This window comes from Arthrobacter sp. C152 (genome assembly GCF_054890965.1).
In genome coordinates, this window is the sequence record NZ_JBTZSU010000027.1 from 1 (window position 1) to 13813 (window position 13813).

11 protein-coding genes and 1 pseudogene are annotated in these 13813 nt (G+C 68.5%); 3 read left to right on the plus strand and 9 right to left on the minus strand.

Annotation, left to right across the window (positions count from 1 at the left end; all coding sequences use genetic code 11):
- The 8 genes and pseudogenes from ACYSM9_RS16085 to ACYSM9_RS16120 all read right to left on the minus strand — a co-directional run.
- Positions 1–350 (minus strand): annotated as a pseudogene (locus ACYSM9_RS16085) (HNH endonuclease signature motif containing protein); the annotation flags it as partial.
- A 50-nt stretch (positions 351–400) separates the two neighbouring features.
- Positions 401–1054 (minus strand): uracil-DNA glycosylase, encoded by a 654-nt coding sequence (locus tag ACYSM9_RS16090; RefSeq protein WP_461857962.1) that lies wholly within the window; start codon positions 1052–1054, stop codon positions 401–403.
- A gap of 19 nt (positions 1055–1073) precedes the next feature.
- Entirely contained in the window at positions 1074–2054 is a 981-nt protein-coding gene (locus tag ACYSM9_RS16095) for an aldo/keto reductase (protein WP_461857963.1), read from the minus strand.
- A gap of 32 nt (positions 2055–2086) precedes the next feature.
- Entirely contained in the window at positions 2087–4921 is a 2835-nt protein-coding gene (locus ACYSM9_RS16100; RefSeq protein ID WP_461857964.1) for a molybdopterin-dependent oxidoreductase, read from the minus strand.
- 2 nt (positions 4922–4923) lie between these two features.
- A complete protein-coding gene (locus ACYSM9_RS16105) occupies positions 4924–5856 on the minus strand; it encodes an FAD binding domain-containing protein (protein WP_461857965.1) in 933 nt (310 codons plus the stop codon).
- Entirely contained in the window at positions 5847–7076 is a 1230-nt protein-coding gene (locus tag ACYSM9_RS16110; protein ID WP_461857966.1) for an XdhC family protein, read from the minus strand. The genes ACYSM9_RS16105 and ACYSM9_RS16110 overlap by 10 nt, the downstream gene beginning before the upstream one ends.
- A gap of 87 nt (positions 7077–7163) precedes the next feature.
- Positions 7164–8735 carry an NCS2 family permease gene (locus ACYSM9_RS16115; protein ID WP_461857967.1) on the minus strand — a complete coding sequence of 524 codons (1572 nt, stop codon included), beginning with the start codon at positions 8733–8735 and terminating at the stop codon, positions 7164–7166.
- 6 nt (positions 8736–8741) lie between these two features.
- Positions 8742–9236, minus strand: a complete 495-nt coding sequence (locus ACYSM9_RS16120; RefSeq protein ID WP_461857968.1) for a nucleoside deaminase — start codon at positions 9234–9236, stop codon at positions 8742–8744.
- A 400-nt stretch (positions 9237–9636) separates the two neighbouring features.
- On the opposite strand from ACYSM9_RS16120, the gene ACYSM9_RS16125 reads away from it, so the two are divergent.
- Entirely contained in the window at positions 9637–11013 is a 1377-nt protein-coding gene (locus ACYSM9_RS16125) for an 8-oxoguanine deaminase (RefSeq protein WP_461857969.1), read from the plus strand.
- A gap of 39 nt (positions 11014–11052) precedes the next feature.
- Positions 11053–12297 carry a non-homologous end-joining DNA ligase gene (gene ligD / locus ACYSM9_RS16130; protein ID WP_461857970.1) on the plus strand — a complete coding sequence of 415 codons (1245 nt, stop codon included), beginning with the start codon at positions 11053–11055 and terminating at the stop codon, positions 12295–12297.
- A gap of 5 nt (positions 12298–12302) precedes the next feature.
- On the opposite strand, the gene ACYSM9_RS16135 is transcribed toward ligD, so the two are convergent.
- A complete protein-coding gene (locus tag ACYSM9_RS16135) occupies positions 12303–12482 on the minus strand; it encodes a hypothetical protein (RefSeq protein ID WP_461857971.1) in 180 nt (59 codons plus the stop codon).
- Positions 12483–12828: 346 nt separating this feature from the next.
- Here ACYSM9_RS16135 and pucL point away from each other — a divergent pair, with 346 nt between their 5' ends.
- A complete protein-coding gene (gene pucL, locus ACYSM9_RS16140) occupies positions 12829–13743 on the plus strand; it encodes a factor-independent urate hydroxylase (RefSeq protein WP_461857972.1) in 915 nt (304 codons plus the stop codon).
- Positions 13744–13813 lie beyond the last annotated feature (70 nt).

Here is a 13813-nt window from a genome sequence, read left to right on the forward strand (position 1 = left end):
ACCACGGCGTGGGACGTTGCCAGGAACGACCCCGCCGCCCGCGGCCCCAAAGCCAGGACACACCCAATCTCCGCCGCGACCGCCATCTCCCGCGCCTTCACCGGCACAGCCGGCCCCGCCACAGCATGGGCGCTGTCCGCGTACGTCACCGCGGCCTTCGCCTTCAACCCCGCGAACCCGGCCTCCACCTCCCGCACACCCGCAAGAATATCCAGGCACCCATCCGCCAAACCAGCCAACGGATCCACCCCAGAAAACGGCTCGCAACCGGACCCTTCAACCTCCGCGTTCAGCACAGCAAGGGCGGCACGGATGTCCGCATATGCCTTAGCCACCGCCGCTTTCCCCATAAACACATCATGGCAATGGGGTACGACATTCTGACTGCGAAGAGTTCAGCTCAAGCCTGCACCCAGTCCTCCAGCAGTTCCTGCAGCCCCTCTTTGAAGCCTGTGCGGCCGCCATGGGCCGGATGCCGGATCTTCGGGACATCCAGGCCAGCACGCTGCAGGCTGTGCTGCGCCACGTTGCCCACGGCCACCAGGGTGCCGATGCCGAACAACTCCGAGAGTTCCTGCCAGAACGGCGTCCCCAGCTTCGTCTCGGACGGCCTGGGTGTCCGATTGGTCTGTGGCAGCCCGGGCCGGTGCGGATGCCATGGGAAGGCGCTCCACAGGAGCGGAAGGAAGTCGAGCTCAGCCAGGACCTGCCACAGCACCGTCGCCGTTGGCTCGGCTGGAACCCCTGCAGCGTCCGGCGGCAGCACGTAGCCCTTGCCTGGTCCGAAGAGTCCGAAGCTGTTCGCAGGACCTTCCATGATGGTCCGGTTGGTGAAAGGAACTCCGGTGATCCGCATGCCCCGGAAGCCGGGGGCCTCCCCCACCAGCAACACGTTTGGCTGCCGGTCCAGCATCTCCTGCAGATAGAGTTCCAGATTTCGCCGGCGCAGTGCATTCTCCGGAACCGCGTGGTTGAAGAAGTTGGTGCACGCAGGACCCAGCTCCGCGCCGGCGAGCCGCTCGACGAACGCGGTGATGCCGGGCTCTGTCCGCATGCCCGTCACTTGCGAGCTGCTACCAGCGCGGGTGGATGGCCCCGCGGAAGTAGTGGTCGTAGATCCAGCGGACGCCCTCGTCGAACTCCTTGCTGAGGCTGACCGTTGCGGCGGCGGCGTTGGCGCGGGCCTGCTCCACGGTGCGCGCGCCGGGGATGACGGTGGTGACGCCGTCCTGCGCCGCGATCCAGGCAATCGCCGCCTGCGCGGTAGTGGCTCCTGAGGGCACCAGCTGTTCGAACTCAGCCACGGCCTTCAGGCCCAGCTCGTAGTCCACGCCGGAGAAGGTCTCACCGACGTCGAAGGCCTCACCCTGGCGGTTGTAGTTCCGGTGGTCGTTCTCCGCGAAGCTGGTGTCCTTGGAGTACTTGCCGGACAGCAGGCCGGAGGCGAGCGGCACGCGGGCGATGATGCCGACGCCGCCGGCCTTGGCGGCGGGAAGGACCTCGTCCAGCGGCTTCAGCCGGAAAGCATTGAGGATGATCTGGACCGATGCGGTGCCCTCGTGCCGGATCGCCTCCAGCGCCTCGTCCGTCCGCTCCACACTGACGCCGTAGTTGCGGATCGCGCCTTCGGCCACGAGGGTGTCAAGGGCGTCGTACACCTCATCGGAGCTGTAAACCGGGGTGGGCGGGCAGTGCAGCTGGACCAGGTCCAGTGTGTCCGTCCCGAGGTTCTTCCGCGAGCGGTCCACCCACTGGCGGAAGTTGGCAAGGTTGTAGTTTTCCGGCCGCTGTTCCATCCGCCGCCCCATCTTGGTGGCCACCGTGACGCCGAGGCCGGGGTTGTCCGCGAGAAACTTCCCGATGGCCTGCTCGCTCTTGCCGTCGCCGTAGACATCGGCGGTGTCGAAGAGGGTGACTCCTGCCTCCACGGAAGCCGCGAGGATGGCCTGCGCCTGGGCCGGGTCCACGTTGCCCCAGTCCGCGCCGAGCTGCCACGTCCCCAGCCCCACGATGGAGACGCTGCGTCCGGTCTTGCCTAAAATCCGTTGTTCCATCCCCCGACTATATGCAACGATGCAACGCGGGGTCAGATCCTGCCCACAGCGTGATCCCGCGCCGGCACCAATCCCGCGTCCTTCAGCCCCAGGTAGATCCGGTCCCGGGCAATGGGCAGGGACGCGAACCGGACCCCGGTGGCGTTGCGGATGGCGTTGGCCAGCGCCGGCGCCACCGGGTTGAAGGGGCTTTCACTCATCGACTTGGCGCCCAGCGGGCCCAGCTTGTCGTTCGTGTCCGCGAAGTACACCTCGCTGCGCGGCACGTCCGCAAAGGTGGGAATGTGGTACTGCCGCAGGATGTCCGTGGTGACCTTCCCGGCGTCGTCTATCACTACTTCCTCATACAGCGCGGCACCGATGGCCTGCGCGATGCCGCCTTCGATCTGCCCGCGGCACTGGCGCGGGTTGACGACGACGCCCGCGTCGGCCGCCTGCACGCTCTGCAGGATCTTCAGCTCGCCCGTGCCCCGGTTGACCGCCACCCGGAAGCCGTGGACGTTGAACGCAACAGAGCGCGGGGTGCCGCCCCAGCGGCCTTCGGCGGCGAGTTCGACGCCGGCATCCGCGGCTTCCTGCGCCAGTTCAGCCAGGGCCACGGGAGTCCCGTCGATTACCACAGCGTCGCCGTCAAGGACGCAGGCGGACGCCTGGGTCTGCCGGATCCCGGCGGCAAACGCCCGGATCCTCACCGCCAGCTCTTCCGCCGCGGCGAGGGTGGCTTTGCCCGCCACCACGGTACCGGCGGAACCGAACGCACCGGTGTCGTGCTCCACCAGGTCGGTGTCCGACTGCCGCACCGCCACCCTGGACGCGTCCGTGGACAGGGCGGTGGCGGCGAGCTGGGCATGGACGGTGGTGGTGCCGTTGCCGAACTCGGCGGTCCCGACGTCGGCCTGGTACGTTCCGTCCGGCAGGAGCCGGACGTGGGAATGGGCAAAGTGGCCGCGCGGCGGCACGGTGTCGATCATGGACAGGGCCGCACCTTCACCCACCATCCAGTCCGGGCCAAGGTCATCCAGGCCCGCTTCCCGGTACCGTTCCTTGCCGCGGTCCAGGGCGTCGCGCACCAGGTCCAGGCATTGGTCCAGGCCGTAGCTGCCGTAGTGGACGTCCTCCTCCGGGTCCGGCTGGGTGGAGAGCATGTGGTCCCCTTCGCGGACCATGTTCCGCCGCCGGAACTCCAGCGGGTCCATCCCGATCCCAGCGGCCAGCTCATCCATCGCGGACTCGATGGCGAAAATCATCTGGCTCAGCCCGTAGCCCCGGAAGGCCCCGGCCGGCACGGTGTTCGTATAGACGGAGCGCGCGTCCACTTTCTTGTTGGCGCAGTTGTACACCGCCAGGGACTCGCCGCAGCCGTGGAACATGACGCCGGGTCCGTGGTTGCCGTAGGCGCCGGTGTTGGTCACCACGTCCAGTTCCAGGGCAGTGAGCCTGCCGTCCTTGACGGCACCGGCCTTCAGTTTGATGGTGAACGGGTGCCGGGTGGTGGTGGCGGTGAACTGTTCAGTGCGGGTCAGTTCCAGCTGCACCGGCCGCTTCAAGGCGAGGGCGGCGAGCGCCACGAGGTCCTCGGTCAGCACTTCCTGCTTGCCGCCGAAGCCGCCGCCAACCCGTCCTGCCACCACGTGCACGCGGTCCTCGTCCAGGCCAAACACCCGGCACAGCATGCGGCGCACCAGGAACGGAACCTGGCTGGAGGTGCGGACCTGGAGGCGCCCCTCGGCGTCCACCGAGGCGATGGCAGCGTGGGTTTCCAGGGCGACATGCTGGACGCGCTGGGTGCGGTAGGTCTGCTCATGGATGAAGTCCGCCGCCGCGAACCCGTCAGCCACGCTCCCCAGTTCGGAGTGCAGCTCGGCCACCACGTTCCGGTCCGGTCCGGCGATGCGGGAGCCTGCGGCGTCCTTGTCCCCGTGGACCAGCGGAGCACCGGGCAACAGTGCGTCCTGCGGTGAAAACACGGCGGGCAGTTCCTGGTATTCCACCTGCAGGGCCCGGACACCGGCTTCGGCGGCGCCGACGGATTCGGCCACGACGGCAGCCACCCGCTGGCCGCGGAACCGCACCATATCATCCAGCACCCGGGTGTCGTCGGGGTCGTCGGTGAACAGTTCGTGCTGCGCGGTGGAGAACAGCTGGGCCGGGGCGTCCTGGTGGGTGAACACGGCCACCACTCCCGGGATCTTCAGGGCGGCGTCAGTATCAATGGACAATACGCGGGCATGGGCGTGCGGCGAGCGCAGGATCTTCAGGTGCAGCAGGCCCTGCAACTGGTCCGCGGGAACGTCGAGGGTGTAGCGGGCAGCGCCGGTGACCACGGCGCGGCTGGCCGGGGCCGGGACGTCGTCGCCGAGCTGTCCGGGTTCGGGATCGGGCTGGCCCGGGCCGGCGATGCCGGATCCCTGGCCGGCGGGATCGGGGTGGCCGGCATCCCCGCAGACGGCGTCCGCGATGGCCCGGTACCCGGTGCACCGGCACAGGTTGCCCTTGAGGTTCCGGGGCAGGTTCTCCTTCTGGCCGTCGTCGAACGTGGCAGCGGTCATCACCATGCCGGCCGTGCAGAAGCCGCACTGGAAGCCCTGCCGCTCCAGGAACTGCTGCTGCACGGGGTGCAGTCCGGCGCCGCCCGCAGCAGACGCAAGCCCCTCGATGGTGGTGACGGCGTGCCCCTCGGCCCGGACGGCGGGGTAGATGCAGCTGTGGACGGGTGTTCCGTCAACGTGCACGGTGCAGGCGCCGCAGTCGCCGCCGTCGCAGCCCTTCTTGACCCCGAGTGTTCCCTGCTCGCGCAGGAACGTGCGCAGGCACTGGCCGGGGCGGGGAGCGGCGTCGGCTGCCGTTCCGTTGATCTCGATGGCCATGCTCAGGCCCCTTCCTGCTGTGCGTTAAGTTGCTGGGCACCGGTGCGGCGGTGCGCCGGTGGCCAGAAATCGCCGGAGACCTTCAACCCGGGCTCCGCGTCGGGTGCGGCGAGTTCGGCGCGGATTTCCTCCGCCAGCCGGTAGGTCATGTCGCGGCGCCAGGCGGGCAGCCCGTGGATGTCGTCGTGGTAAAGGTGCGCGGGAATTGCGCCGATGAGTGACTCGGCGAGCCGCCCGGCGTCCGGAAGTTCGTCGAAGCGCAGCTGGACGGGCCGCTTGGTGGCCGCCGTGACCGTCAGGACCAGCGCACCGTCGTCGAGCCTTCCGATGAGCAACACCCCGGACCGGCCCAGGTTGCTCAGCGACAGGCGGCGGAAAGCCACCCTCGAGGACAGGGCCGACGCCGGGAGCTGGACACTGCGGAGCAGTTCCCCGGGTGCCAGGCAGTTTGCCGCGTCCCCGGTGACGAACTCCGCCACCGGGACGGTGCGGCTGGCGCCGCCGGGAGCCAGGATGGTGGCCGTGCCGTCCAGGCCCGCGCACAGCGAAATGATGGGACCGGCGGGCAGCGACGTGCAGAGGTTCCCGCCCACCGTGGACATGTTCCACACCTTGAACGAGGCCACGAACGAATCGCAGCACGCGCGGACCAGGTCCAGGCCAGGCCAGCCACGGCCTGACACCTCCGGCGAATCCGGCAGGCTGTACAGCTGGGCGATGGTGCAGGTGGCGGCCAGTTCGATCCCGGCGTCGGTGACGGTGACCGGCTCCCATCCGGCGGACCCCAGGTCCAGGAGGCGCTTGAGCGGCTGCGGACCGAAGGCATAGCTGCCGTAGGAGAAGAGCACGGTGCCGCCGGCCAGCCAGGCGTCGCCTTGGCGCCATTGGGCTGGGTCGGTGGTGGGGACCACCGCCTCGATGGTGTTCATGTCCATGCGATCTCCTGTGTGTCAAAGTCTGCGGGCGCCTGCGGCGCGGATTGGTGGATGGGGCCTGAGGTGTCCCGGAGCGGCGTGCAGCCTGCGGTCCGGGTGCGGGCGGCGATGATGTCGGCGGTGATGGAGACGGCCACCTCGGCCGGGGTGACGGCGTTGATGTCCAGTCCGATGGGTGAGTGCAGCTGGGCGATCCGCTCGGGCCGGATGCCCGCGGCCAGGAGGTCGTCCACCCGCTGCAGGTGGCTGCGGCGCGACCCCATGGCGCCCACATAGGCGAGCTCCAGCGCGAGGGCAGTTTCCAGGAGCGGGAGGTCGAACTTGGGGTCGTGGGTGAGGACGGCCGCCACGGTGCGGCTGTCCAGGCGGCCGGCGGCGGATTCCGCGGCCAGGTAGCGGTGCGGCCAGTCCGTGACCACCTGGTCGGCGGCGGCGAACCGGGGCTGGGAGGCGAAGGCCGGCCGGGCGTCCACCAGGGTCACGTGGTAGCCCAGCAGCCTGGCGGCCGGGACCAGCGCGGCCCCAAAATCGTTGGCGCCGAACACCAGCATCCGCGGCGGCGCCAGCCGGGACTCCACCAGGATCATGGGTTCGCCGGCATCCCGCTGCGTAGCCCCGGCATGGGTCGTCCGGCCGGGAGGGCAGTTGCCCTCCCGGGCCGGCCGGACCAGGCCCGCGCCGCCGCTGCGGACCAGGGCTTCCACCTGCAGTGCGGCTTCCCCATGCATCAGCGCTTCCAGTTCAGGGAACGCGCCGGCCCGGAATGCGGCGGGGTCATGGATCACGACGGCGGCGCCCCCGCCGGTGCCGGGCCCGCGGACCAGTGCCACGGGCACGGCGGGTCCGGCCGCTGCGAGGTCCAGCAGGGCCGCCCGCAGCGGGTTTTCGGGGCCGTCGCCGGCCGCGGCAACCGGTTCGATATGGACGTCCAGCACTCCCCCGCAGGTGAGGCCGGCGGCGAAGGCGTCCGCGGAACTGAAGCCGAAGGTCTTCCGGCGCGGGACGCCGTCGTCCATTGCCTCTTCCGCGAGCGCCACCACCGCGCCCTCCACGCAGCCGCCCGAGAGGCTGCCCAGCACAGCCCCCGAGCCGCTGACCAGCATGGACGTTCCCACCGGGCGGGGTACCGAGCCGGAGGCCGCCACCACCGTGGCCACGGCGAAACGCTGCCGAAGAAGTCCGTGCACCCAGCTCTCGGGCAACGGGATCAGGTCAAGCATGGCGGCGCTCCTTCCGCGAGGTGGTGTCCATATTGTCGGTCCTTCCAGGGGGTTCCGGAAGGATGGGTTGGGGAAGCAGGCGCAGCGCTACCCGCCCAGCAGGGCGTTGATCGGCCCGCGGGCGAAGTACACCAGGAAGCCGGCGCTCACCACCCACATCAGCGGATGGATCTTCTTCGCCTTGCCGGACGCCGCCCCGATCACTGCCCAGCTCACGAAACCGACACCGATGCCATTGGCGATCGAGTAGCTCAACGGCATGGTCACGATGGTGAGGAAGGCCGGCAAAGCCACGGTGAACTTGGTGAACTTGATTTCGCGGATCTGCGCCATCATCATCGCGCCCACCACCACCAGGGCGGCGGCCGCGACCTCCAGCGGCACCACGCTGGTGAGCGGGGTGAGGAACATCGAGCCCAGGAAGAGCAGGCCCGTCACCACCGATGCCAGGCCTGTGCGGGCGCCTTCGCCGATCCCGGCAGCGGAATCGATGTAGACAGTGTTGGAGGAGCCTGAGGTTGCCCCGCCTGCCACGGCGCCGAAGCCTTCCACGATGAAGGCCGACTTAAGCCGCGGGAACGTGCCGTCCTTGTGGGCGACCCCGGCGCTCTTGGCCAGGCCGGTCATGGTGCCCATGGCGTCGAAGAAGTTGGTGAACACCAGCGTGAACACCAGCATGGTGGCGGCGAGCCCGCCGATCCTGCCGAAGGAGCCGAAGAGGTCGAACTGGCCCACCAGGCCCAGGTCCGGTGCCGAGACCAGCTGGCCGGAGAGGACGGGGGTGTTCAGGTGCCAGCCGCCGGGGTTGGTGGCGCTGGCGGGGCCGATTTTCATGAAGGCTTCGACGACGGCGGCGAGCACGGTAGTGCCGACGATGCCGATGAGCAGGCCGCCCTGGACCTTGCGGGCCACCAGGATGCCCATGGCCAGGAGCCCTACGACGAAGACGAGGGTGGGCACGGAGGTGATGGAGCCGCCGTCGCCCAGCTGGACGGGGGGACCGCCCGCGGTGGGCCGGACGAAGCCGGAGTCCACGAACCCGATGAAGGCGATGAACAGGCCGATGCCGACGGTGATGGCGGCCTTGAGTTCCTTGGGCACGGCCCGGAAGATCGCGGTCCGGGCCCCGGTGACGCCGAACAGCACGATCAGGATGCCGTTGATGACCACCAGGCCCATGGCTTCGGCCCAGGTGACCTCGTGGATCACCGAGACGGCCAGGAACGAGTTGATGCCCAGTCCCGCGGCGAGCCCGAACGGCAGGTTGGCGATGAGGCCGAAGAGGATGGTCATGACGCCGGCGGTGAGGCCGGTGACGGCACCCACCTGGGCGGCGGAGAGCCATCCTCCGGCGACGTCGGTGGGGGCGTTGTCCGCGCTGAACCCGCCCAGGATGAGGGGGTTCAGGATGACGATGTACGCCATGGTGAAGAAGGTGACCAGGCCGCCGCGGACTTCCCGGCCCGGCGTTGAGCCGCGCCGGCTGATGTGGAAGAAGCGGTCAAGGAGGGAGTCCGGCGCCGGGGGGATGCCGTGCTGTTTGCGCCCGGCTGCCGTCTGCGTTTCGCGTGCCGCTGCGGGCTCTGCGCTGATGTTTCCCTTGGGGAGGAGCGCAGCCTGCTTTTCAGCGGAATTGTCCAGGATTGTCATCTCAGCCACCGGGCCCTAGTAGTCGATCCTGGATTCGAGCGTGTTCCAGGTGTTGAACGGCTCCAGCGGGGTGGGGGCCTGGGGGTCGCCCAGCACCAGCTTGGAGACCGGCATCAGGGAATCCCTGTCCTGGTTGTCGAAGTATTCGTAGAAGACGGCGTCGTCGAAGCCGACAGAGGCGGCGTCGTGCCGGTCTGCAGCGAAGACAACGCGGCTGATGCGGGCCCACAGCGCGGAGGCCAGGCACATGGGGCACGGCTCGCAGCTGGTGTAGAGGACGGCGCCGCTGAGGTCGAAGGTGCCCAGTTCGCGGCAGGCGGTGCGGATCGCGGTGACTTCTGCGTGCGCGGTGGGGTCGTTGTCGGCGGTGACGCGGTTGACGCCGTCGAAGGTCTTGCCGTCCGCGGTAACGATCATGGCGCCGAAGGGCCCGCCGCTGTTGAGGACGTTGGCCGTTGCCAGCCTGATGGATCTGGCCAGGAACTGTTCGGCCGTGACGGTGGTACTCATGATGCGACTTCCTTTTGCCGGGAAGCCTGTTGCCGCGCAGGACCAGTAGAACCAGGTGCGAACGGTTACCAGGCTTCAGCATGTGCTGTGAAGGTTAAGTTGCGCCTGGTAGATAGCCTCCCGGAACCGGGTGCCCGCCTTTGGCAGAATCGAGATTAGCACCGGTTTGTGGGCCACGCCATAGTTTTCTGGAAATTTAATTTCGCAATGTGAAATCCATGTTTCGCGCTTCCAACTGCTTCCGGTCACATTCCGCGGGCGTTGACGGGGGCGCAGGGGTTCCCTACGCTGAGCGGACCCGGCTGGCCGCAGCCCCGCCTCGGCGGCCGGGCCCCTGGATCAGCAGACAGGGCCTCACTGAGCTGGATTGACCAACAGCCTGCTCAGACAAGGACAGCCCATGACCAACCCCTCCCCTGCACCCGCATCCCGGCTCTGGATCCGCAACCCGAAGGCCGCCTTCACCGCCAATTCCCTCGACGCTTCGGGCGGGATAGTGGTCAGCGGCGGCGTCATCACCGAGGTCCTCGCCGCCGGCGGGCAGCCGTCCGCCCCCTGTTCCGAGGTGTTCGACGCCGGCAGCCACGTCCTGCTGCCAGGGCTGATCAACACGCACCACCACTTCTACCAAACGCTCACCCGCGCCTGGGGCCCGGTGGCGAACGCCCCGCTCTTTCCCTGGTTGCAGAACCTGTACCCGGTGTGGGCCCGGCTGACCCCCAGGGACCTTGAGCTTGCCACCACGGTGGCCCTGGCAGAACTGCTGCTCTCCGGCTGCACCACCGCCGCCGACCACCACTACCTCTTCCCGGCGGGGCTCGAGGATGCCATCGACATCGAAGTGGAAGCAGTCCGGCGGCTGGGCATGCGCGCCACGCTCACCCGCGGTTCGATGACTTTGGGAACGGACGACGGCGGCCTGCCGCCGCAGTCAACGGTGCAGGATCCAGAGGTGGTGCTGGCGGACAGCGAGCGCCTGATCTCCCGGTACCACGAGCGCGGCGCGGATGCGGTGATCCGCATTGCCCTGGCACCCTGCTCGCCGTTCTCGGTCACCAAGGAGATCATGGCCGAAAGCGCCGCGCTCGCCGAGCGGCTGGACGTCCGCCTGCACACCCACCTGGCCGAGACCCTGGACGAGGAGGACTTCTGCCGCGACATGTTCGGGCTGCGGACGGTGGACTACCTGGACAGCGTGGGCTGGCTGACGGACCGCACCTGGCTGGGGCACGGCATCCACTTCAGCGACGCCGAGATCAGCCGCCTCGGCCAGGCCGGGACCGGCGTCGCGCACTGCCCCACCTCCAACATGCGGCTCGCGTCCGGCACGGCACGGGTCCTGGAACTGGAGGACGCGGGAGTCCCGGTGGGGCTGGGGGTGGACGGCTCGGCGTCGAACGATGCCTCCAACATGATCCTGGAGGCGCGGCAGGCGCTTTACCTGCAGCGCCTGCGCTACGGCGCCGACGTTCCCGTGGAGCGGGCGCTGGGCTGGGCCACCCGTGGTTCGGCAGCGGTGCTGGGCCGGCCGGAACTCGGTCAGCTGGCGCCGGGGATGCAGGCCGACCTCGCCCTGTTCACGCTGGACGACTTGCGCTTCTCCGGAAGCCACGACCCCGTCGCGGCGCTCCTGCTGTGCGCGGCGGACCGCGCGGACCGGGTGATGGTGGCCGGGCAATGGCGGGTGGTGGACGGGCAGATCCCGGGGCTGGACGTGGCCGGGCTGATCGCGGAGCACTCGGCGGCGGCCAGGCGCCTGGTCGACGGGCGCCGGTGAACGGCTGACAGCGGTCCGGGCCGCTGCTACCGTGGCGGCATGACTCCGTCAAAGACGCCGGCCGAAGTCCTGGACATCGAGGGTGTTGAGGTGCGCATCTCCAGCCCCGACAAGATGGTCTTTCCGGAACCGGGGCTGACCAAGCTGGACCTGGTGCGGTATTACCTGGCCGTCGCCGAGGGTGCCCTGCGGGGCGCCGGCGGCCGGCCGATGGTGCTCAAGCGCTTCCCGAAAGGCATCGACGCCGAGCCGTTCTTCCAAAAGCGGGTGCCGGAAAACCATCCCCCGTATATCGACACCACCACGCTGCACTACGCCTCCGGCACGTCGGCCGAGGAGGCGGTCATCCGCGATGCCGCGGGCCTTGCCTGGGTGGTCAACCTTGGCTGCCTGGACCTGAACCCGCACCCCGTACGCGCCGGGGACCTGGAACATCCGGACGAGCTGCGCGTGGACCTCGATCCGATGCCGGGCGTGGACTGGACGCAGATCGTGGACGTCGCTTACGTGGCGCAGGAGGTCCTTGACGACGTCGGCCTGGTGGGCTGGCCGAAGACGAGCGGGTCGCGGGGGCTGCACGTCCTGGTGCGCATCGCACCGCAGTGGTCCTACCGTGACGTGCGGCTCGCCGCGGAAACGCTGGCGCGCGAAGTGGAAAACCGCGCTCCGGGCCTGGCCACCGCGCGGTGGTGGAAGGAGGAACGCGGCGAGAGCGTGTTCGTGGACTTCAACCAGAACGCCAAGGACCGGACAGTGGCCTCGGCCTACTCGATCCGGCCTTTGCCCGATGCCCGGGTCTCGACGCCACTGACCTGGCAGGAGATGCGGACCGCCCGGCCAGGGCAGTTCACTGTCCCCACAGTGCTCAAGCGGTTCGCGGACATCGGGGACCCGCACGCAGGCATCGACGGGGCCGTGGGCAAGCTTGACGGGCTGCTCGCGCTGGCGAAGGAACTGGGGCCTGCGGAGAAGGCGCCGCGCGCCGGAAACGGATCAGGCCGGAGGCAGTCGGCGATGCCGTTGATTGAGGTGGCGCGCACCCGGACCAAGCCGGAGGCGCTGGCGGCGCTGGACGAATGGAAAACCCGGCACGCCGCCGTCGTTCCTTCCCTGAGTCCGGCCGACATCATGGTGGACGGGATGCGTGGGTCCAGTTCGCTGTGGTACCGCGTCCGGGTGAACCTGCAGCACGTTCCCGAGCCGGAGCGCCCCGCCCAGGAGGAGCTCATCGCGGACTACGACCCGTGGGCCGGGAAGGAATGGCCCGGCCGGCCGGGCTCGTGAGCACGTCAGCTGCGGTTGAAGCCCGGCAGGGCGTGAATCCAGCGCGAGAACCGGCCGCGCTCGTGGGCCCGGTCCTCGGGCACGTAGAAATCCGGATCCGTGCCGCCGCCGAGGGGGAGGTAGAACTCCTGGGCCGAAGGTGCGGCGGGCTGCGGTGCGACGGGCGTCGTGTCCTGCTGGTACATCTGATCCTCCTCATTTTGTTTCGCGTAGCGGAAATTTATTTTTGCTTTATGAAAAGAGTAGAAGCAGGTGCCGCCGCTGGTCAATAGCGCGGATCCGGGGCCGCACCCTCTCCAGTCACAAAATGATTTTTGGCCCTGTGATGTACACCACCGCCCGGGAGGAGTACGCTGTTAGGCAACTCGTGGCGCAGGTCACGTAACCTGGGAGCAGCAGGCAGGGTCGTAATGAGCTGGCATCAATGGATGCCGGCTCTTTTTTGTTGGGTCGGCTCCACCGGAAACGCGCAGGAAATGCGCGCTTAATTTCAGTGATGGAACCTTGGTTCCACTTACCGGAGATTGGGACATGACCATGAGCAGCAAGATCATCCTCGGCGAAAACCAGTACGGCAAGGCCGAAGTCCGCGTCGTCAAGATCACCAGGGACACGAACCGCCACGAGATCGAAGACCTGAACGTCACCTCGCAACTGCGGGGCGATTTCGCCGCGGCCCACCTCGAGGGCGACAACGCCCACGTGGTGGCCACTGACACCCAGAAGAACACCATCTACGCCTTCGCCCGCGACGGCATCGGCTCGCCGGAAGCTTTCCTGCTGCGCCTCGGCGAGCACTTCACTTCCAGCTTCGATTGGGTCACCGGCGGCCGCTGGGAGGCGGAGTCCTACGCGTGGAACCGGATCCAGGCCCACGGCAGCGAACACGACCACTCGTTCGTCCGCAACGGCCAGGAAGTCCGCACGGCGGTCCTGGTCCGCGACGGGGCAACCAGCCACCTGATCTCGGGGCTTAAGGACCTGACCGTCCTGAAGTCCACCCAGTCCGGCTTCGTCGGCTACCCCCGCGACCGCTACACCACGCTGCCCGAGACCACGGACCGGATCCTGGCCACGGACGTCTCGGCCCGCTGGCGCTTCAAGACCGGCACCGACTTCAGCACCCTGGACTTCAACAAGAGCTACGACGACGTCAAGGGGCTCCTGCTCGAAGGCTTCACCGAGAAGTACTCCCACGCCCTGCAGCAGACCCTGTTCGACATGGGCGCCAAGGTCCTTGAAGCACACAGCGAGATCGACGAAATCAAGTTCTCCATGCCGAACAAGCACCACTTCCTGGTGGACCTCACCCCGTTCGGCCTGGACAACCCCAACGAGGTCTTCTACGCAGCGGACCGCCCGTACGGCCTGATCGAGGCCACCGTCCAGCGCGACGACGCCACCGCGGCGCCCGCAGCATGGTCCGGCATCGCGGGCTTCTGCTAGACCGCACTGCGGCCAGGCGGGCTCAACCACCGGGTTGGGCCCGCCTCACCCAACCCCACAACTTCAGCCT